The organism is Tianweitania sp., from assembly GCF_032053605.1.
GTDB lineage: Bacteria > Pseudomonadota > Alphaproteobacteria > Rhizobiales > Rhizobiaceae > Tianweitania.
Window position 1 is genome coordinate 16,406 of the sequence record NZ_DAMBUH010000022.1, and the last position, 20,671, is coordinate 37,076.

Here is a 20,671-nt window from a genome sequence, read left to right on the forward strand (position 1 = left end):
CTCACGCGTCAACACGGCGTGTGAACGGCCGACTTCAGATGCCTCTCCTTGCAGGTCGTCAGCGATGAGTGTCGCGTTGATCCCCTGTTCCTCGGCGTGCCTCAGCGCGGCCTGAAGGGACAAGCGGCCTGACGCGACTATTGCATAGGTATCGCGCTCGAAAACCGGATCGCCGGGAATGGGCGCATCGGCAAGCGGGTTCTTGATGTGTCGCATCACCTGCTCTGGCAGCTCCAGGCTGTAGCGTTCGATAAAGTCCAACGCATCTTGGCGGGTAGATGCATCGGGCAATGTGGGACCCGATGCCACCTGACTGGCGACATCGCCGGGAATGTCAGAGACAACCAGCGTGTGCACCCGTGCCTGGGTGGATGCGGCCAGCCGGCCACCTTTGATCGTCGAGATGTGTTTTCGGACCGTGTTCATCGCGGAGATTGGCGCGCCCGAAGCCAACAGTGCCTGGTTTACCGCAATCTCGTCCTCGAGCGTGAGTTCGCCTGCTGGCGCGGGCAGCATGGCCGACCCGCCGCCCGAGATTAGCGCGATCACCAGATCCTGGTCAGTAAGGGAAGCGACCAGATCCTGGATCTGCCTTGATGCAGCGACCCCGTGGGCGTCGGGAAGCGGGTGGCTTCCCTTGAGGATGGTGATGTTGTCTCGCTGCATGCCTTGGCTCTCACCGGTGACGAGGATGCCTTCGAGGCTGCCTTGCCACACCTCTTGCAGGCATCGGTACATAGGAAGAACAGCCTTGCCAGCCCCTACTACCACTGTCCTCCCGATTGGCAGCGGCGGCAGGCTCACTGCGATCGCTGCGCCAGGATTTGCTGCGGCCACAGCCTGCTTGAACAATGCGGTGAGGAACGGCTTGTGCTTCATGACAGGATGCTCACCTCGACCCTAGATCAGGGTTGCGTCGGGATCTCGTTCCATAGCGGCGTGGCGATCGCGACATCTTCGTCGACACTGGCAAAACGGTCTGGCGCCTCCAGGAAGTAGTTGTCGGTCAGATCGTCGTTTACTGCACTGACCTCCCAGACCAGGCAGGGGCCCGCACCCTTTTCCCCATAGAACCGGTGGTGGACGCCTCGGTCGACAGTGACGCTTTGCCCGGGTTTCAGCTTCAACGGTTCTCGTGACCGCAGGTCGATCATGTGTCCGTCCGCTTGAACCCTGACGGGTGCCGTTTCGTCTTCCGGATGGAAGAACTCGATCATAAGGTTACCGCCGCCAGCATTGATGATGTCTTCAAGCTTGAACTTGTGGAAATGGAACGGCGCCTCCTGCATCTCGTCGACGAAGAGCAGCTTTTCGGCGTAGGTCCGCTCGGTGGGATCGCCCAGGATCCCGTTTCGCAGACATAACAGGGTAAGACCTCGAGCGGCGAAGTCTCCTCCGCCAAAGTCAGTTACGTCCCAACCCATCTGCCGGGCGTTCAAATAATGTGCAACCTCTCGGTTTGCTTCGTACTCTTCCAGTTTCCAATATGCCCACGATGGGAGAGAGCGCTTATGTGCCGCAGCAAACGCGGCGGTGTCGGAGATGACGGAGTTGATAGTCGAACGCTTCATAGATTCCTCCTGGTCGGCATGGTTGCCGGGCGGCGTGCAAGATTCAGGCGGCCGGATGCGCGGAGACTGCTGCGTACCGATCCAAGTCGAGGCATTCGATGAGAGCGCGATGCTCTTCGACGATGCGCGATTGATGTTCGGGATCTGATTGCGTGGCCAGTGCATGGACAAGGCCGGCGAGCGCAGCGCTGATGTCTTGCAGTCGAGCAACCAACGGCGCATCTCCGGAGCCGGAGGGAGCACCCTGTTCCACGTAGCCGTCTGGAAGATCCCCCTTGAGATTGGCAACCTTTCGATTCCTGATGGCATCCATGATCTGGTTGATGGCCTGCTTGGCACCGGCAACGCGAGTGGGATGATCGGTATCTGCGGCGGCATGCGGCAGCAGCGCCAGTTTTTCGCCGTGCTCCGGCAAGAGAGACAGATAAGGCACCATGGGCCCATTCGGGCCGTCTGGACCCTTGAAGATGTCGGCGTCGATCGCGACGTGACGGAGTTTCCCGCTCGACAACGCCTCTCCGAGAGCAGGGACGTCCACGAGCTCACCGCGGTCGTAGTTGATCAGAACGGCACCGTCATTGAGTGCTGAAAGCACTTCACGGTCTATCAGCCCAGCATTGGCGAAGGTGTTGGTAGCCGGATCAAGGCGCCCGAGTCCCAAATGCACCGAGATCACGTCGGCGCCACTCGCGGCCGCAGAAGGGGTCGCCGCATAGTGATAACCTGAACGGCATATCCTTTCCTCGTGGTGAGGCCGAGCATAGACCACGACATCCATGCCGAACGCTTTGGCGAGAGCTGCAACCTCTTGGCCGATATTCCCGAAGCCGAGAATGGCGAACCGCTTCCCCTCGAGCTTCTCTGTCGGAAACCGGACCAGGTCTTTCCCGGTGTCAAAAGCTCCGTCGACAACAAGTTTGTGAAGGGCTTCCACGGGAAGGTCTGGCAAGACCCGCAACAGCGCTTTAAACGCCATCTGGGCAGTCGCACGGGCATTGATGCCGGGCGTGTTCATCAACGGCGCCTCGCCGCCTTCGCCGTTTGATCCGCCCCAGGACGCGGACCCCATGTTGCCGGTCCCAGTGCCGATGCGCACGCCTCCGAGCGCGAACTTCGAGGCTGCGGGAATTGCTGTCGCGGCGGCGATTACGGCGTCATACTGTCCTGCCCCCGTTTCTGCGAAGATTTCGTCTGCCTCACTCAGATGCGGAAGGTAGAAAAAGTGAACGTTGCCATCGTTCGGCAAGTCGCGTTCGGCAACGCCGCCCTCGTGGAAGATCCCACCTTGTTGCTCGACAAATTGGGCGACCTCAGAATGATCCGGCCCCGAACCATCGGTCAGTTTAAGGCCGACAAGATCGATGATGATGACCTTGAATGTGCCCTGACGGACGTCGGGCGTCTTGGTAGCGCTCATCGTGCAGCCTCTTTCAAGGGAAATGCGGACTGGGCGATCGCGCGCAGCAAACCGGGGCTTGGACGCGCGATACGGGGTGTTGTGGGGAGTTTGTTAATAAGGCCGGACGGACGATGCGGCGGTGGCTGTCGTGACAGGCGCATCCGTAGACAGCATGTCGCGCATAATTGCGCCCTGTGCTGTCCAGTAGTTGGCCAAGATAGAAACGTCCCAACCCACGCAGAAGTGCTTGACGCCCATCTCGATGTACCGGGCAGCCTGGCTGGCATCGCCGATCTCAACGCGAGGATGTAGCCCCTTTGCGAGTGCCGTCTCGATGGTTTTGCGTTCGGCTGAAACAACCTCGGGATCCGTCGGCTGACCGGTCTTGCCAATGCTCATGGAATAGTCCGAGGGACCGAATTGCACCATGTCGATGCCAGGCACCGACAAGATGGCGTCCAAGTCGTCCACACAGGACTTTTTCTCAACCATGATCGCGATGACGACGTCGTTGAGCGCTTCCACGTAGCTCGGCTTGCCGCCCTCCAGGATTGTACCGACATCACGCCGCATCCCAACGCCCATACGTCCCCGGCCACGCGCTCCGCTTGCCATCGTAGTCTCTGCCCGAACGGCATCGACGGCAGCCCTGGCATCTTCAACCGAACGAATGTCAGCGAACAGGACGCTTTGGAAGCCCGAGCCAATCGCACGCATAGCCTGATGGGTATATTGGGTTTGCTCTATCTTCAGCATGCCGCCCATGTTGGCGAGCTCGAAAGCGCGACCGAGATTGTCGAGGTCATGCATGGTGAAGGGGGCATATTCCCCGGTAAATTCGACGTAGTCGTACTGGCCGGATTGGCCGGCAAGTTCGACCACGGTCGGCCATGTCGAGAGGATATGCGTGCCGACCGTAGGCAAGCCTGCCGAAAGCTTTTCTCGAAGGATGTTTCTGCGCATTGGTCAAAGACCCCTGTTTATTGACGATGACGAACGATCGAAGAGCGAGCCTGGTAAGGTGGCTGTCTAACTACGATCACGAGGCCGGGACCATGATGATCCAAATCCAGGCATGGTGGTTCTGTCCGCGGGCTCAGAGGCTCGAGCCAGCGGTTTCCTTGAAGCAGTCGCGAAGTGGTCGTGCAGGCGACGCTAGTGCATGACCTGACCCAGGAATGTCTTGGTCCGCTCCTGCTGCGGGCTAGTGAAGAAAGTTTCGGGATCCGCGGTTTCGACGATTTCGCCGCGGTCCATGAAGATGACACGGTCAGCGACCTTGCGGGCGAAGCCCATCTCGTGCGTGACAACAACCATCGTCATGCCCTCCTGTGCCAAGTCGGTCATGGTGTCGAGAACCTCGTTGACCATCTCGGGATCCAGCGCTGATGTCGGCTCGTCGAACAGCATGATCTTCGGCGACATGCAGAGCGCCCGGGCGATCGCCACACGCTGCTGCTGCCCGCCAGACAGCTGCGCAGGGTACTTTTCAGCCTGCTCAGGTATCTTCACTCGCTCCAAGAAGCGCATCGCGGTAGCAGCGGCATCCGCTTTGCTTGCCTTGCGCACCTTGGTGGGGGCGAGCATGCAGTTTTCCAGTACAGTCAAATGCGGAAAAAGATTGAACTGCTGAAACACCATGCCGACCTCCCGCCGGATTGTCTCGACGTTCTGCTTGCCCTCGGTAAGCTCGACGCCGCTGACGCGGATCTTGCCCTGTTCGATCTTTTCGAGCTGGTTGATGCACCGGATCAGCGTTGACTTTCCCGAACCCGAAGGTCCGCAAAGGACGATCTTCTCACCTTTGTGGACGTCGAGGCTGATGTTTCGGAGGGCTTGAAACTCTCCAAACCACTTCTCGACATTGACCATCCGAACGATGGGATCAGCAGTCATCCCTTTCCTCCCACCGCTGTCACGGGCGATCGTTCAGCACAAAGGCGGGAAGTGGCGAGCCAACCCACTTCTGGGAAAGTGCTTCCAGTTCCCCGTTGCTTTTCATCTCCGTAATCAAGTCGTTGATGAAGGTGAGGAGTTGGTCGTTGCCTGGCCGGATTGCGATGGCCTGACGCTGCTCGAACGGCAGCTTGAACTTGACGTCGAAACGGCCAGGGTCGCGTTTGTCGATCTGCATGGTCTGGATCGACGAGGTAGCGACCAACTGCGTCTGCCCCGAGAGCAAAGCCTGAACGACGGTCGCGTCATCGTCGAAGCGCCGGATGTTCACATCCGATGGCGCAACGGACACGAGCACGCCGTCCTGTGTCGAGGCGCGAACAAGCGCGACGGACTTTCCGCTCATGTCCTCCGGGGCCTTAACCAAGACGTTCTTGTCGCCGAAGACGACCTGCTCGATGCCGGCATAGGCCTGGGTAAATGAAACCTGCTTGGCGCGCTCCGGTGTCACGCCCATCGAGGAGACGATGACGTCGATCTGGTTAGACTGCAGGTAGGGGATGCGATTCGGACCGCTAACCGGGACGATCTCGATCTTGACGCCGAGTTTGGCGGCCAAAGCCTTGGCAACATCGACGTCATATCCCACAGGTTCGCCATTGAGATCGATCGAGCCGAATGGCGGGAAGTCCAACGGAGTGCCGATCTTGACCGTACCACGCTGCTTCAGCTCCTCGACGGTTTGAGCTTCCGCGGATTGCACACCTATCATCAGGGCAAGGCACGCCGCGGCGGCCGCAAAGGTCTTCTTGACGTTCATAGTCTCTCTCCTCCTCTTGAGATCCATGTTTACCTCGCCAATGCTTTGGAAAACTGCCGCTCCATCCGCTTGGCGAAGAGGGACAGTGGCCAGCAAAGGGCGAAATACATCGCGGCGACGACGGAAAAGACCACCATCGGCTGGAATGTCATGTTGTTGACGACTTGGCCGGCGCGGGTAATCTCGATGAAGCCTATGATCGACGCCAGCGAGGTCCCCTTCAGCAGCTGGACCAGAAAGCCAACGGTCGGGGCCACTGCAATGCGCGCTGCCTGGGGCAGGATGACAGATACATTGCGATCCTTGTAACCCAGGCCCAAGGCCCAGCTCGCCTCGAACTGGCCGCGCGGAACTGCCTCGATGCATCCTCGCCAGATCTCGCCGAGGAACGCACTGGCATGCAGCGTGAAAGCTGCGGCGGCGGCAAACCACGGATCGATCTTGAAGCCGAACAGGTTCAGCCCGAAGAAGACCAAAAAAAGCTGCATCAACAGCGGCGTGCCTTGGAACACGCGGATAAGTGCGACTGCCGGGTAACGAAGCATAGGCAACGCGGATGTTCTGGCCAATGCCACCACAAGGCCGCCGACCATGCCGCCCGCAAATGCAATGGCAGTCAGGGCAATCGTCCAACGGAGAGCCAAGAGGATGAACCAGAACTCTTCGAAACCAAACGTGCGGAACATCGACCTACCTCGCCATCGGGTAGTTGAAAGCCCAGCGACCGAACACGCTGAAGATGAAGGAAAGAAAGAGCGAAAGCGCGAAGTAGATCGCCGTCACCACCAGATAAACTTCGAAAGCCGCAAAGGTGTTAAGCTGGATGTTGTTTCCGGCTGCAGCGAGGTCTGTGGCCGAGATCACCGAGACGACGCTGGACGTGAGCATCAGATAGACGAACTGGCTTGTGAGTGCCGGATAGATAGCCCGGATTGCGGGCTTGAAGATCACATACCGGAATACCTGGAATCCCCCTAAGCCTAGCGCCTTCCCGGCTTCAATTTGACCCGGGTTGATGGCCAGGAGCCCGGCGCGAACAATTTCGGCGGAGTAAGCTCCGACATTGACCGACAGCGCGACAAGGGCAGCAGAGTTCGGATCTAACCTCAGACCCACGGACGGCAGGGCGAAATACACGAAGAAAATCTGGATAAGGAACGGCGTGTTGCGGATCGCTTCGATATAGGCGCTCGCCAACCAGCGGAGGGGTGCGGCGCCATAGATCTTCGCAGCAGCAACCGGAACTGCGATCAGGCTGCCAAAGACGATGCCGCCAACCGTAAGCTGCATGGTCAACACGGCGCCAATGAGCAGCTGGTCGAAGTTTTCGAAGACGGGCGCGAAGTTGAATGTGTACAAAACGCCTACCGCCCGACGCGTAGAAATGACGCACCGGCAAAGCACCGTGATACCTTGGTCCAACAAGGGCTCGAAGTTCTGGCAGTTTTGGCGTAACTTTGGTACAACTCGACAACCTCCCAGTGTCTGCAGCCGCATCTGGTTGGACCAGATGCGAACCGGATATCTTGATATCTGCTTCTTTGCAAGGCCTTTGGTCGCATCTTGTTGAAGTTGGTCCAACCACGCGACGTTGATCTGGCCCAACCAGATATGAGTTTGAACAATGAGCAATGCGGCAGAACCTACACATAAGACACCCGAATTCCCGCATGGTCGCTCGGTCGTTAACCGCCTCGTGGACGATATCCGAGACTTGGTAGAAACCCGCAGACTGCAGGTCGGCGATCCCTTTCCAACCGAACGAGAGCTTTGCGCCTCGCTGGGAGCCTCGCGAAATACAGTTCGTGAAGCCTTAGTGGTGCTACGAGCGTTCGGACTGGTGGAGACACGGCCAAAGAGCGGTGCCATCGTAGCGGACGGTCACGCCGAAGCCGTCCGAAGATTGCTGTCCTTCCATCGGGGCCTTGTGTCAGCGGAAGGGTTCCGAGACGTACAGGGCTTTCGACGCATCGTGGAGACCGGCGTCGGCGAGCACATCATCATGCATGCTTCCGACGCAGACCTCGCTGCCCTGGACGCGGTGAACGACCGCATTCTTGGACTGCGTGAACCAGATGACCTCGTGCGCGCCGATTACGAGTTCCACGATGCTCTCGTTGAACTCGGGGGTAATCGAACTGTGCTTGCCACCTATAGGATGCTGCGACCGGTCATCGAAGACATAATGAGGATCGGCAAGTCGGTAAGGACGGTTAAAACTGATGTGCATGCAACCCATGCCGAGTTGGTCGATGCATTGCGGCAGCGAGACCGCATCGCCTACACCTACCTAGTCAGCCGTCAGATGAACTACGGGCTTCGGCATCTTTCGCAGCAATCGGGCTCAGAGCCTGAGCGCACCTAGGACAAGCCATTTAGCGACACAGAAGCTCCTTGCTTGGCACTGAACCGCCCTCACTGCCAGTTCCGTGCTGGCTTCCAGCGTAGCTTCAGTTCGGTCTAGAGCGGCTACTCCATCCCTCCATCTCCGAAAGCTGACGGTCGGCCACAAGCCACTTGCCGACTATCCCTCCCGGCGAGCGGTTATAAGGATTCTTATGCAGGGCACGGGGCGCGTCGTTCCCACCATGTGCTGAAACGATTACGTCAGCAGGGGCAACAACTGGGTCCCCTGGCGTTTAATTTCGGCGAGGTATGGGGTGTCCGAGAGCACAAAGTATGAGATGCCGAGATCTTGGTACTTGCGCAGCGACCGCGCCACGTCTTCGGCGGAACCAACAAGCCAGGTGGTTCCGGCGCCGCCTCCGCCGAATTTACCGGGAGCCGTATAAAGATTGTCGTCGAGAACGTCGCCTTGGGCAGCAAGATCCAGCAGACGCTGCTGGCCGACGGCGACCCCGTGGCGATGATCCTGCCAACTGCCCGCCGCACCCTCGGCCATCTTGGCCACCTTAGCTTCTGCATCCGCCCAGGCCTGTTCCGTGGTGTCACGAACGAGGGTGGTGATCCGCAGCCCATATTCCAGGGGAGGCAGATCACGATCGAGCGCTTTGCCGAGCGTTCTCAGGCGTTCGATGCGTTCACGCACACCATCCAGCGGCTCACCCCAGAACAACTGCACGTCGGCTTCGGTTGCAGAAACTCGCTCGGCGGCCTCCGATGCACCACCGAAATACAGTTTGGGATGACGACGGTCGCCCAGCGGGACAAGCCGCGGCGCGACGGTCGAGTTGGCCACCTGAAAATGCTCGCCGTTGAAGGTCACGTTTTCTTCCGTCCACAGCCTGCGAACGAGCCTCATAAACTCCTTGGTACGCGCATAGCGTTGCGCCTGATCGCCTTCCTGGTCGCCATAGGCGGCAAGTTCATCCGGTCCCGACACGACATTGACGCGCACGCGCCCGCCGCTCAGATGATCGAGCGTTGCGGCGGATGACGCGAAATTCGCCGGCTTCCAGTAGCCGGGCCGAACCGCAATCAATGGCTCGAAGCTGGTGGTGCGGGCGACAAGCGCGGTCGCCAGGGTGAACGTATCGGGACGTCCCCAACCTGTGCCGATCAAGGCGCCTTTCCAGCCATGCTCTTCCAGCGCCTTCGCCTGAGTGGTCAAGGTGTCCAGGCTGTTGTGATCCGGATCGGACGCATCGCCGCGATGGCCGGCTTTTGTATCGTTGGGAATGTACCAGAGGAATTCCGAAGGCTTGTTCATGATCCGTCCCTCACCTGATTTCGCAACCTGCCTTCATCAAGCAGGATCCTGACCGTGTTTGCAGCGTTGCGGCGCATCTCCACGGCGGCCTGATCGGAATAAAAGGCGTTGTGCGGCGTGATAACTAGGCGCCCGGCCAGCCAGTCCTCGCGATCGCGCCATGCGGTCAGAAGGGGATGGTCGCCGGGCGGTTCCTTCGCCAGCGTGTCGATCGCCGCGGCAGCCAGATGTCCGCTCCGCAGTGCTGCCTCGAGCGCATCGAGATCGTCCAGCAATTCGCCGCGCGCAGTGTTGACGACGATGGCGCCAGGCTTCAGCCGCGCAAGACCATCGGCATCCAGCAGGCCGCTGGTTTCCGCGTTCGCTGGGCAATGAAGCGTGACGATATCCGACCGGGCAAGCAAAGTCTCAAGGCTTTCCGTCCGCTCATAGCCGATCGCCTTATCGTGCCCCGGCGGCTGGCCGGGATCATAGCCCAGAATATGAAAGCCAAAGGGCTTCAGCCGGTTGACGACCGCCGTGCCGATGCGGCCAATGCCGATGACACCGACCGTGGCCTTATTGGAGCGCGACAGCGGCTTGAGGCTGTGAACCTGCCATCCCGTGCGATGGCCGCGGGCGCGCGCATCGTGTTCCCAAAGTCGGCGATGCAGCGACAGGATCATCGCCATTGCATGATCGGCGACTTCTTCGACCCCGTAGTCCGGATTGTTGGCAAACGGGATGCCGGCCTTTGCCAGCGCCGCCAGATCGATCTTCTCATAGCCGACGCCGTAGCGCACAACGCCTCGGCAGCGCGAAAGATGGGCAACGCTTCGTGGTCCGATCTTCGCGCCCCACACCATCAAGGCATCCAGCCGTGCAAGGCGCTCCGGGTCGAACTCGGCTTCGTTTGTGGTGGCAAAGAAGTCGATCGCCACGTCAGGGCCGAGCGCGTCGGCTTCGATGTCGGGAACCCCGATCATGTGATCGGTGATACCGACCACATATTTGGTTGATTGTGTCATGATCGTCGTTTCTCGCAGCGCTAGCGCGTCACGCCCCATTTCGTGACGGTTCGCTTTTCCAGCTGGCGGAACAAAACGTTTTCGACCAGCAGGCCGAACAGAATGACCATGATCAGCCCTGCAAACACGCGGTCGGTGTAAAGCTCGTTGCGGTTCTGGAAGATGTACCAGCCAAGGCCGCCCTTGCCGGACGAGGCGCCGAACACCAGCTCAGCCGCGATCAGTGTGCGCCAGGCGAACGCCCAGCCGATCTTCAGTCCCGCGATGATGGACGGCAAGGCCGCCGGCACCAGGATCAGGAAGACGTAACGTAGCCCGCGCAGCCCATAGTTGCGACCTGCCATCCGCAATGGTTCCGGCACGCCGGTGAAGCCCGTATACATGTTCAATGCGAGCGGCCACAACACCGAATGAACCAGCACGAAGACCAGGCTTCCCTGCCCGAGCCCGAACCATAGCAGCGCGAGTGGCAGCAGCGCGATCGGCGGCAGCGGATTGAGCATGGAGGTGAGCGTCGAAAGGAGGTCGCGACCGATCTGTGTGGAAACGGCCAGCGAGGTGAAAACAAACGCCAGAACGACGCCGGCCGCATAGCCCTTGATCAAAACTTCCAGGGAATTCATGGCCCGGCCCGGAATGACGCCATTCAAGACATCTTCGCCGAGAGCCTTCATGGCCGCGCTGAAAGGCGGCAACAGCAGCGCATTTCCCTGGATCCGCGCCCCGATCTCCCAGATCAACGCAAGACAAATCAGGATCACGCCCTTGCGCAGCCACGCATGCTGCCAGAGACGCTGATGCAGCGGCAGAACCTTGTTTATCGTTGCCTCGGCGATCGGCTCGAGTGGCCGCTCATATTCGGGCCGCACCGGAGGAGCGAGGCGCGTATCGGCTGGCCGTTTGACGCTCAGAATATCACTCATGGCTTACTCCATCCGCCCCGGCTTCTTCAAACAAAAGGCCGTGGATGCGGTTCGCGGCCGCCTGGAACGCGGGGCTTCCGCCGCTGGTCAAATCCCATTCATGGCTGTTGATCTCGGCCCGCATCCGACCCGGATGGGGCGACAGGAGAGCGATCCGATTGCCAACGACCAGTGCTTCCTCGATGGAATGGGTCACGAACAGCAGGGTGAAGCGCACCTCTTCCCAGAGCGCCAGAAGCTCTTCCTGCATCTTGCGCCGGGTCAGCGCGTCCAGGGCCGCAAAGGGTTCGTCCATCAGCAGCACACGCGGTTCCATCGCCAGCGCGCGGGCAATCGCCACGCGCTGCTTCATGCCGCCGGAAAGCGTGTTGGGGTAGGCATCGGCAAAACGGGTCAAGCCGACCTTCTCGATATAATGCTCCGCACGCTCGGCAGCCTCCTTGCGGCCGAGGCGGCCAGAAACCCGCGCGGGAAAGGCGACGTTCTCGCGAACGGTCTTCCACGGCGGCAGTTGGTCGAATTCCTGAAAAACGACAACCCGATCCGGTCCCGGTCCATGAACCGGATTGCCATCCAGCAGAATGCGCCCTTCACGCGGTGCGATAAAGCCACCCACGGCCTTCAACAGGGTGGATTTGCCACAACCCGACGCGCCGAGCAGGATAAACCGGTCAGCCTCCCAGACATCGAAGCTGACATTTTGTGTGGCACGCACCACGCGGCCTGGCATCTGGTATTCCAGCGTGACGTTTTCGACGGATAGAAGGGGTGCGGAAGGCGGAAAGCCGATCGTTCCGCCGACGTGCCGGGATGGTGCAGTCATAGCGTCCTTTTCAGTGCCGCCGAATACGATGATCCAGGCGCCCTGCCCTCAGCAGTCGCCTGGATCATGAAGCTTGAACTAGGATCGTGTCAGCCGCCGTTCTCGCCATGCGCTTCTGCGAAGAAATAGTCCTTCCAGGAAGCGGCCTGGCTTTTCAGCACGCCGAGTTTGTAAAGCTCCGACGCATAGATGAAGGTGTTTTGCGGAACGATGGTGAAATCGTTCTCGGGATCGTTGATGATTTCGAGAACCAGTTCCGGCGATAGCTTGGATTGTTGCTGGCGAATAAAAGTATCCGCAGCCTCTTTCTTGTTCGCGTTGATCCATTTTGCCGCCTCACCCAAGGCTGCGTAGAAGGCCGCATAGGTCTTGGGATTGTCGTCGTGGAACGCCGTGCTGGAATAAAGGACGTTGAAGGTCGCCGGACCGCCCAGGATATCGTAGGAGCTGATGACCTTGTGGACGGCCTTGTTGCCTTGCAGCGCCTGATAATAAAACGGCGCAGAGGAAAAATGCGAGTTCACTTCCGTTCCGCCGGAAATCAGCGCCGCGGTCGCATCCGGATGCGGCAGGCTGATCGAAATTTCGTCGAGCTTCTGAAAATTCTCTGCTCCGAAAAGCTTTGCCGCCTCGATTTGCAGCGTCCGTGACTGGAAGCCGACACCGGCCGCAGGCACCGCGATCCGGTCCTTGTCACTGAAATCCTTGAGCGTATGGACGTCCGGATTGGTGGTCAGCACATAGTTCGGCAGAGAACCGAGCGCCGCCACCATTTTGACGTCGCCCTTGGTGCGGTCCCACATGGTCAATGCCGGCGGCACACCTGCCGAAACGATGTCGAGATTACCAGCCAACAGCGCCTCGTTCATCGCGGTGGCGCCGGAAATGCTGGCCCATTCGACCCCGATGTCGACGCCAGCTTCCTTGCCGTGTTTTTCGATCAGCTTTTGATCGCGTACGACGTCAAGGATCAGGTAGCCAATGCCGAATTGCTGAGCGATCCTGATCTTGCCCTCCGCGGCCGCCGGTCCCGCCAGCAAAGCCGCTGCGATGCCTATCGCCGCGCCAAGCCCTTTGTGACGCGCGAAGCTCACACCCAATGTCGAAAGGCCAAGTGCCTTCATGAAAAGTCTCCCGCGGCGAAACGAAATAAGTCAATCGGATGAAGCCGGTGCCTCCTGAGGAAGTCCCGGATAATCTGCATCGTCCCCAAAGGCGGTCCGACTGGATACAAAGCTAGATTTCGCAGCTAAATGCATCAACACAGCCATGTTCTAATCTGCCAGCCGGATTGAGAGCATCATTGCTCGGATGCCGCGCAATGGCGAAAATCTCCACACGATCTGCGCTCCGGGGCCAACGGAGATGCTCAAGGCGGATAGCGTCTCAGCCAGATTACAGGGCCATTTGCCGATCAGCTTTACACACCGGCTAGAAAGTCGTACCGGGCGAAGTTGACTTGTTTTTAGACATAGTCTCATCTTGCTCATTGGGTGGGCGGATCAACGATGGGGCACCAAAAAATGGCGGACACTTCCTTGCGAGGGCAGCGCTCGTCGCATGATGGCCGCGCCAGCCGGCGCGGCGTGGTCCGACAGGTCCTTGATGGTCTTTATCTCGGTGCGGGCTGGCTCGCGGCTTTGTTCATCTTTGCTATTTTTGCTTTGATGATGGGCTTGTCGCTTGGCCGCGTGGTCGGCCTGGATATCCCGGCCGGCGATGATTTCGCTTCCTGGAGCATGGCCGCGGCCTCGTTCCTCGGAATTGCCCACACATTCCGGTCCGGCGAAATCATTCGTGTCGGGCTGCTCGTCGATAGGCTGACGGGACGCGTTCGCCGTGTCGCGGAACTCGGCTGTCTTATCCTCGGTACGCTGATCGCGTCCTATTTCGCTTGGTACGCTACGGAAATGACGATCTTTTCCTGGCGGTTCAATGATCTCGCGCAGGGCGTCGTAGCGCTGCCGCTTTGGATTCCCCAACTCGGCTTTTGCGGCGGGCTGATCCTGTTTGCCATCGCGCTTCTGGATGAAACGATCCATGTCGCACGCGGCGGCATTCCCCATTACGACAAACCGCCACCGGCGACCGCAGAAGAAGCGATCGAGCGCGCGATCCAGAGCGGGGCGTAAATCGGGATGGACGCGCTTCAACTCGTCGAAATCGCTGGCCTGATCCTCGTTGCAATGCTTCTCCTTCTGGCCGGCGGCCTTTGGATCGGCCTGGCATTGTTGGCCTGCGGCTGGCTCACCATGCAGTTCGTGTCCGGGGGCATACCAATCGGTTCCGTGCTTGCCACGAATGCATGGAGCAACAGCGCGTCCTGGACCTTGGCAGCCCTGCCACTTTTCGTCTGGATGGGCGAAATCCTGTTTCGCACCAAGCTGTCAGAGGAGCTGTTTCGCGGGCTCTCCCCATGGCTTGGCTGGCTTCCCGGTCGCCTGATGCATGTCAATGTCATCGGCTGCGGCGTGTTCGGGTCGATTTCCGGCTCGTCGGCGGCCACTACCGCAATGGTTGCCAAGATCGCGCTGCCCGAACTGAAGAAGCGCGGTTACGACGAGATGGTGAGCCTCGGTTCGCTGGCAGGCGCCGGAACCCTCGGCATCCTGATCCCGCCCTCGATCACCATGGTCGTGTATGCGGTGGCGGCGAATGTCTCGATCATCCAGATCTTTCTCGCCGGCTTCTTGCCCAGCCTGATCGTGATGGGGCTTTATTCCGGCTACATTGCCGTATGGTCGCTTCTGCACCCGGAGAAAATGCCGCCCAAACCGCCGAAGATGAGCTTTCGTGAAAAGCTCAAGGAGTCGGCGAACCTCATTCCCGTAACGCTCCTCATCATCCTCGTCTTCGCGACACTTCTTTCCGGCGTGGCATCGGCAACGGAATGCGCGGCATGGGGCGTGGCTGGTTCGCTCGCCATCGCTGCCTGGTCGCGCAATCTCACGGCTCGCGCCTTTTATGACAGCATCATGGGTGCGATGCGGCTGACCACCATGATCATGCTGATCCTGACGGGCGCCGGCTTCATGTCCATCGCCATGGGATACACCGGCATTCCCAACGCGCTGGCGACCTGGGTCGACGGGCTGAACCTGTCGCCCTACGCGCTGATTGCCGTGCTTCTCGTGATGTACATCCTGCTAGGCACCGCCCTGGATGGTCTTTCGATGATCGTGCTGACCACGGTGGTCGTGCTTCCCATGGTTCAGCAGGCGGGTTTCGACCTCGTTTGGTTTGGCATCTTCCTCGTTCTCGTGGTTGAAATGGCCGAGGTTTCGCCCCCCGTCGGTTTCAACCTCTTCGTGCTGCAAACAATGAGCGGGCGCGACAGCCTGACGGTGGCGAAAGCATCGCTGCCGTTCTTCTTTCTTCTTGTTGTAACGGTTGTGATCATCACGGTCTTTCCAGACATCGTGATGCTGCTGCCACGCCTTGCATTCCCCAACTGACCCTCAACTCGAAAGGATCGCAGATATGCATCGCTTGTTGTCTAAGCTGAGCTTCGCAACGGCAGCCTTCAGCCTTGCCGTCACAGCCGCTTCCGCAGCTGACCAGTGGGTGCTTCCTTCCGCCTATCCGCCGTCCAACTACCATGTCGAGAACCTGTCGCAATTCGCCGAAGAGGTGAACAAGGCGTCGGGCGGAGAGCTGACCATCACGGTCCACCCCAACGCCTCCCTGTTCAAGGCGCCCGATATCAAGCGTGCCGTGCAAACAGGCCAGGCGCAGGCCGGCGAAGTGCTCCTGTCGCTGCACGAGAACGAAAACCCCTTGTTCGGCATCGATGTCGTACCATTCCTGGCAACGAGCCTCGATCAGTCGAAGAAACTCTGGACGGCATCCCGCGACAAGATCGGTCAAGCGCTAGCCAAACAAGGCGTGACACTGCTTTACAGCACACCATGGCCTGCCCAGGGCATCTTCGTGAAGAAGGAGCTGACCAGCGTCGAGGATCTGCGGGGCACAAAGTGGCGCGCTTATAATGCCGGCACCTCGCGCATTGCCCAGCTTGTCGGCGCGCAGCCCGTCACGGTTCAGTCTGCAGATCTACCGCAAGCTCTGGCCACAGGCACCATCGATGCGCTGATGACCTCGAGCGCGACCGGCGTCGATTCCAAGATCTGGGAGTCGTTGGACCGTTATTACGACACGCAGGCCTGGATCCCGCGCAACGTCGTTTTCGTAAACACCGCCTCCTTTGAGGCCCTCGACCCTGCTGTGCAGGAGGCCGTGAAAACGGCTGCACAAGCCGCCGAAACGCGTGGTTGGGAACTCGCCGCCGAAAAAACGAAGTCCTATCTCGATCAGATGACGCAAAATGGGATGAAGGTTGAGAAACCCTCGCCTACCCTGCAAGATGGTCTGACAAAGGTCGGCGACCAGTTGCTAGCGGATTGGCTTGCTAAGGCTGGCGATGATGGCAAGGCGGTGGTGGACGCTTACCGCGCCATGTAAGGCCGCGCAGTCAAGAACAAGACACCCGCAAGGAATGAAGCCCGAGGATGTTCAAAAACTCGGGCTTGCAGATGGCCGCTATGATTGGCTGGAGCGCCCCAGTTCAAAGCAATCAGTTAGATAATCCCTTTGGACCGTAACCAAATCAATTAATGCCGGCATAAACCTCTTCTTTGTTCATGCTAGAATTTCGTCGGATCCGGCGCCCATCCTTTGCTTGGTCTAACGCATCTCGCTGATGCTACGCGTCGAGGTAACGCTCTGCCAAACGCGCCCAAAGAGCAGCACCTGTGGTTAAGCTTGCGTCGTTGAAGTCGTACTTGGAGCTGTGCAGGATCTGGGAAGTTTCGCCGTTGCCCAAGCGCAGGAAGCTGCCGGGCTTTTGCTCGAGGAAGTAGGCAAAATCCTCGCTGCCGGGGATAAGGTGGCAGGTCGAGACACCCTCTGTTCCGATCAGTTCTTCGGCGACCTGTCGGGCAAAGGCGGTTTCCTTCTCGGCGTTGACGACGACGGGATAGCCGTTCTCATAATCGATCGTCGCTGTAGCGCCGTGGCCTTCCGCCACGCTTTGCGTGAGCTTGCGGATGCGCTGTTCGAGGAACGCTCGTATGGCAGGGTCGAACGAGCGGACGCTCATCGAAATCGTCGCTGTATTCGCGATCACGTTGGAAGCCTCGCCGGCGTGGATCGTGCTGACCGTCACGACGGCGGTCTGGGTCGGATCGATGTTTCGCGACACGATCGATTGCAGCGTCACGACCAGATTGCAGGCGACGAGAACCGGATCCACCGTCAAATGGGGGCGCGACGCATGACCGCCCTTGCCCGTAATGGTGATCGTTACCGTATCTCCAGCCGCCATCATCGGCCCAGAACGCGTCAGGATGGCGCCCGCAGGCGCGCCGGGATGGTTATGCAGGCCAAAGATTGCATCGATCGGGAAACGCTCGAACAACCCATCGGCGATCATCCGCTGCGCGCCGCTGAAATGACCGGCTTCTTCGGCAGGCTGGAAGATCAGCGTAACGGTGCCGTTGAACCGCTTGGTCCGCGCGAGATACTCGGCAGCGCCAAGCAGCATAGTCGTGTGGCCGTCATGACCGCAGGCATGCATCTTGCCGGGGACCGTGCTGGCGTAAGCAGCGCCGGTGTCTTCCTGGATCGGCAGCGCATCCATGTCCGCACGAATGGCCACGCTTTTCGTGCCCGTGCCGGCGCTCAGCCGCGCGACCACGCCATGACCACCGACATTGCGGGTGACCTCAAAGCCCCAGCCTTCCAGCTTGTCGGCAACGTAACGCGCGGTTTCCGCTTCCTCGAAGGAAAGCTCCGGATGAGCATGCAGATAGTGTCGCGTTTCCGCGAGGTCGGCTTCCACATCGTGGAAATCGGACAAGCGGGCATGAAGATTGTCTTGCGATTGCATTGAATATCCAGACTTGGAGCAATTGAGCCCCGCTGTATCAGCCGGGCAAACGAGGCTTACAGGAAGCGCGACAGGAAGGCCTGGGTCCGTGGATGCTGGGGATTGCCGATGACATCCTCCGGCTTACCCATTTCCACGATCTTTCCGCCATCCATGAACACCACCCTGTCCGCTGCTTCGCGAGCAAAGCTGATCTCGTGCGTGACAACGATCATGGTGAGCCCCTGCTTGGACAAATCGCGCATGGTCGCCAGCACTTCACCCACCAGTTCGGGATCCAGCGCGGAAGTCGGCTCGTCGAACAGCATCAGCTTCGGCTTGATCGCCAAAGCGCGCGCAATCGCCACCCGCTGTTGCTGTCCGCCGGACAGTTGGCGAGGATAGGCATCTGCCTTTTCCGACAAACCAACCCGCTCCAGCAGCCGCTTGGCATTCGCCACTGCGTCGGAACGGCTTTCGCCGTGTACGCCGACCGGTGCTTCGATGATGTTCTGCAGCACGGTCATATGCGGGTAGAGATTGAACTGCTGAAACACCATACCGATCTTGCGGCGCTGCCGGGCAATCGCGTTGTCGGACAGTTTTTCCAGCCGATCGTTGCGCAGGCGATAACCGATCTGCTCGCCATCGACCTCGATATATCCGGCGTTGATGGCTTCGAGGTGATTGATGCAGCGAAGAAAGGTCGATTTGCCCGATCCGGAAGGCCCAAGCACAACCACGACTTCACCCGGCATGATGTCGAGATCGATGCCCTTCAGCACTTCGAGCTTATCGAAGGCCTTGTGAACGTTGCGTGCCCGTACCAAGGGCTTCTGGATGACAGGACCCGTCAATGGCTTGCCTCCTCTGTGGCCGCGGCAATGGGCTTTGCAGCCGCACCGTTGCGCCGGTCGCTCCGGCCGTAATAGGCTTCGATATAGCTCTGGCCGACATTGAGGATCGAGGTGATCAGCAGGTACCATAGTACTGCAACCAACAGCATCGGGATGATCTCGAAGGTGCGGTTGTAGATCGACTGTACGGAATAAAGCAGGTCAGCCATGGCGATCACGCTGACAAGCGAGGTTGCCTTAATCATGCTGATCAACTGGTTGCCGGTCGGCGGCACGATGGACCGCATCGCCTGGGGAATGATGATCCGGCGCAAGGCCCGTGCCCGCGTCATCCCGAAGGCTTCAGCCGTTTCAGACTGGCCGCGATCAACCGACAACAGCCCGCCACGAATGATCTCGGCCATATAGGCTGCTTCGTTCAGCGCCAATCCGATAATGGCCGCCGTCATAGGCGTGATGACGGAGTTCGTGTCCCAGCTCGCCAGGGTTGGACCGAACGGGATGGAAAGCGACAGCTGCGGAAACAGCGTCGACATGTTGTACCAGAAAATGAGCTGCACCAGCAGCGGCGTGCCCCGGAAGAACCAGATAAACAGGGAGGCAGCCGAACTCGCCAGCCGGTCGCTGGACAAGCGAGCGATAGCGATCAGCAGGCCGAGGATCACACCAAGCACCATGGCGATGACGGTGAGGCCGAGACTGACGTAAAGGCCGCTGATGACCGTTGGATCGAAGAAATATTGGGCGACAACTGGCCAGCCGAAATTTTCGTTGTTCGCAACGATCCAGCCGAAGTTCACGACGATCAGCGCGATAATCAGCCACAGAACGAGGCGGCCTGCCCGAAATGGAGCGTGGGCCTGTGCCACATCGCGAAATTCCGCATCGCCCGGAGGCGATGCGTTGTGAATGGTTGGGTCGCTCATTTTGGCAGCTGACCGCCCAGATTGATGCCCGGCTCCCGGATCATGTTGTTCTCGAGGCCCCACTTCTTCATGATGGTGCCGTAAGTGCCATTATCGATCAAAGCCTTCATCGCCTCCAAGAGGACAGGCCCCAACGGCGAGCCTTTTGGCACCACGGCGCCCTGATACAGCTCGTCAAAGCCGTTTTTTTCGCCGACGCCCGTCAGTTCCATCTGCCCGTTTGCCTGCGACACGAAATAGGTCAGCGGCGCTTGCGAGGAAAAGAACGCATCGGCGCGCTTGGAGCGAACAGCCAAGATCGAGCTCGGCTGGTCGGTGTAGGATTGGATTGCGATGGCTTCCTTGCCGTCGGTCTTGCACTTTTCAGTTTGCGTCTGGATGACGCGTTCAGCCGAGCCGCCGGCCATCACGGCGATACGCTGGCCGCAGGCCGTATCGAGCGAAACGATGCCCTTGGGATTGCCCTTCTGTACCGCGAAGACGACGAACTCCTGAACCCAATCAACAAAGTCGTTGGACTCTTCGCGGCTCTTGAAGTCACCAACAGGACCGAATGCGAACTGGTATCGGCCCGAGTTGACGCCTGCCAGCAAGGCGGGAAGCCCGCCGACCGTTGCATGCTCGATCTTGACGCCGAGGATCTGTCCTAGCGCGTCGGTCAGGTCGGCACTTGCGCCGGTCATTTCGGTGCCCGTTACGATTTCGTAGGGCGGAAACGATCCGTTGTTGACAGAGGTCATCTTGCCGGCTGCCTTGATGTCGTCCGGCAGCTTATCATGCAGTGCCTGATTGACTTCGAGCTTGGCAGCCTGGTCTTGCGACCAAGCGGCGCCGGAGTAAGTGGTGCCGGCCAGTGCCAGAGCGATCAGCGACTTGTGCAACATCTTTATTCCCCTTTTATTATCAACTGGCG

The 20,671-nt window shown here is 59.4% G+C and carries 21 protein-coding genes; 4 read left to right on the forward strand and 17 right to left on the reverse strand.

From position 1 onward, the window contains the following. The 8 genes from RTX98_RS07715 to RTX98_RS07750 all read right to left on the reverse strand — a co-directional run. On the reverse strand, positions 1-879 hold an 879-nt coding region (locus RTX98_RS07715), incomplete at its 3' end, for a glycerate kinase type-2 family protein (RefSeq protein ID WP_312795739.1). A 26-nt stretch (positions 880-905) separates the two neighbouring features. Next, entirely contained in the window at positions 906-1,571 is a 666-nt protein-coding gene (locus RTX98_RS07720) for a D-lyxose/D-mannose family sugar isomerase (RefSeq protein ID WP_312795740.1), read from the reverse strand. Positions 1,572-1,614: 43 nt separating this feature from the next. Further along, positions 1,615-2,988, reverse strand: a complete 1,374-nt coding sequence (locus RTX98_RS07725) for an NAD(P)-dependent oxidoreductase (RefSeq protein ID WP_312795741.1) — start codon at positions 2,986-2,988, stop codon at positions 1,615-1,617. Positions 2,989-3,081: 93 nt separating this feature from the next. Then, positions 3,082-3,933, reverse strand: coding sequence for an HpcH/HpaI aldolase family protein (locus RTX98_RS07730; RefSeq protein ID WP_312795742.1), 852 nt, complete (start codon positions 3,931-3,933; stop codon positions 3,082-3,084). A gap of 192 nt (positions 3,934-4,125) precedes the next feature. Beyond that, positions 4,126-4,866 carry an amino acid ABC transporter ATP-binding protein gene (locus RTX98_RS07735; RefSeq protein ID WP_312795743.1) on the reverse strand — a complete coding sequence of 247 codons (741 nt, stop codon included), beginning with the start codon at positions 4,864-4,866 and terminating at the stop codon, positions 4,126-4,128. Between the two features lie 19 nt (positions 4,867-4,885). Further along, positions 4,886-5,686 carry a transporter substrate-binding domain-containing protein gene (locus RTX98_RS07740; RefSeq protein ID WP_312795745.1) on the reverse strand — a complete coding sequence of 267 codons (801 nt, stop codon included), beginning with the start codon at positions 5,684-5,686 and terminating at the stop codon, positions 4,886-4,888. Positions 5,687-5,715: 29 nt separating this feature from the next. Then, positions 5,716-6,372, reverse strand: coding sequence for an amino acid ABC transporter permease (locus RTX98_RS07745; RefSeq protein ID WP_189505426.1), 657 nt, complete (start codon positions 6,370-6,372; stop codon positions 5,716-5,718). A gap of 4 nt (positions 6,373-6,376) precedes the next feature. Next, positions 6,377-7,045, reverse strand: coding sequence for an amino acid ABC transporter permease (locus tag RTX98_RS07750; RefSeq protein WP_312795779.1), 669 nt, complete (start codon positions 7,043-7,045; stop codon positions 6,377-6,379). Between the two features lie 265 nt (positions 7,046-7,310). Here RTX98_RS07750 and RTX98_RS07755 point away from each other — a divergent pair, with 265 nt between their 5' ends. Beyond that, a complete protein-coding gene (locus tag RTX98_RS07755) occupies positions 7,311-8,051 on the forward strand; it encodes a FadR/GntR family transcriptional regulator (protein WP_312795749.1) in 741 nt (246 codons plus the stop codon). A 237-nt stretch (positions 8,052-8,288) separates the two neighbouring features. Here RTX98_RS07755 and RTX98_RS07760 read toward each other — a convergent pair whose 3' ends face one another. The 5 genes from RTX98_RS07760 to RTX98_RS07780 form a co-directional block, all read right to left on the reverse strand. After that, positions 8,289-9,356: an LLM class flavin-dependent oxidoreductase gene (locus tag RTX98_RS07760; RefSeq protein WP_312795751.1), complete on the reverse strand. Its 1,068-nt coding sequence runs from the start codon at positions 9,354-9,356 to the stop codon at positions 8,289-8,291. Beyond that, complete coding sequence (locus RTX98_RS07765; RefSeq protein ID WP_312795752.1) at positions 9,353-10,363, reverse strand: C-terminal binding protein; 1,011 nt, start codon at positions 10,361-10,363, stop codon at positions 9,353-9,355. The genes RTX98_RS07760 and RTX98_RS07765 overlap by 4 nt, the downstream gene beginning before the upstream one ends. Positions 10,364-10,383: 20 nt before the next feature. After that, positions 10,384-11,286, reverse strand: a complete 903-nt coding sequence (locus tag RTX98_RS07770; protein ID WP_312795753.1) for an ABC transporter permease — start codon at positions 11,284-11,286, stop codon at positions 10,384-10,386. Then, the gene (locus RTX98_RS07775; RefSeq protein ID WP_312795755.1) at positions 11,279-12,109 is read right to left on the reverse strand and encodes an ABC transporter ATP-binding protein; all 831 of its coding nucleotides are present in this window, start codon (positions 12,107-12,109) and stop codon (positions 11,279-11,281) included. Before RTX98_RS07775 ends, RTX98_RS07770 begins: the two co-directional genes overlap by 8 nt. Before the next feature lie 89 nt (positions 12,110-12,198). Further along, positions 12,199-13,233, reverse strand: coding sequence for an ABC transporter substrate-binding protein (locus RTX98_RS07780; protein ID WP_312795757.1), 1,035 nt, complete (start codon positions 13,231-13,233; stop codon positions 12,199-12,201). 399 nt (positions 13,234-13,632) lie between these two features. On the opposite strand from RTX98_RS07780, the gene RTX98_RS07785 reads away from it, so the two are divergent. The 3 genes from RTX98_RS07785 to RTX98_RS07795 are packed head-to-tail and all read left to right on the forward strand — an operon-like array spanning position 13,633 to position 16,570. After that, positions 13,633-14,241, forward strand: coding sequence for a TRAP transporter small permease (locus RTX98_RS07785; protein WP_312795759.1), 609 nt, complete (start codon positions 13,633-13,635; stop codon positions 14,239-14,241). Between the two features lie 6 nt (positions 14,242-14,247). Then, complete coding sequence (locus RTX98_RS07790; RefSeq protein WP_312795761.1) at positions 14,248-15,564, forward strand: TRAP transporter large permease subunit; 1,317 nt, start codon at positions 14,248-14,250, stop codon at positions 15,562-15,564. A gap of 25 nt (positions 15,565-15,589) precedes the next feature. Next, the gene (locus RTX98_RS07795; protein WP_312795763.1) at positions 15,590-16,570 is read left to right on the forward strand and encodes a TRAP transporter substrate-binding protein; all 981 of its coding nucleotides are present in this window, start codon (positions 15,590-15,592) and stop codon (positions 16,568-16,570) included. A 241-nt stretch (positions 16,571-16,811) separates the two neighbouring features. Here RTX98_RS07795 and RTX98_RS07800 read toward each other — a convergent pair whose 3' ends face one another. Genes RTX98_RS07800 through RTX98_RS07815 form a run of 4 tightly spaced genes read right to left on the reverse strand, consistent with a single transcriptional unit; the run spans position 16,812 to position 20,642 of the window. Next, entirely contained in the window at positions 16,812-17,996 is a 1,185-nt protein-coding gene (locus RTX98_RS07800) for a M20 aminoacylase family protein (protein WP_312795765.1), read from the reverse strand. Between the two features lie 56 nt (positions 17,997-18,052). Then, positions 18,053-18,832, reverse strand: coding sequence for an amino acid ABC transporter ATP-binding protein (locus RTX98_RS07805; RefSeq protein ID WP_312795767.1), 780 nt, complete (start codon positions 18,830-18,832; stop codon positions 18,053-18,055). After that, positions 18,829-19,758 carry an amino acid ABC transporter permease gene (locus tag RTX98_RS07810; protein ID WP_312795769.1) on the reverse strand — a complete coding sequence of 310 codons (930 nt, stop codon included), beginning with the start codon at positions 19,756-19,758 and terminating at the stop codon, positions 18,829-18,831. Before RTX98_RS07810 ends, RTX98_RS07805 begins: the two co-directional genes overlap by 4 nt. Then, entirely contained in the window at positions 19,755-20,642 is an 888-nt protein-coding gene (locus tag RTX98_RS07815) for an ABC transporter substrate-binding protein (protein ID WP_312795771.1), read from the reverse strand. Before RTX98_RS07815 ends, RTX98_RS07810 begins: the two co-directional genes overlap by 4 nt. Between the last annotated feature and the right edge of the window lie 29 nt (positions 20,643-20,671).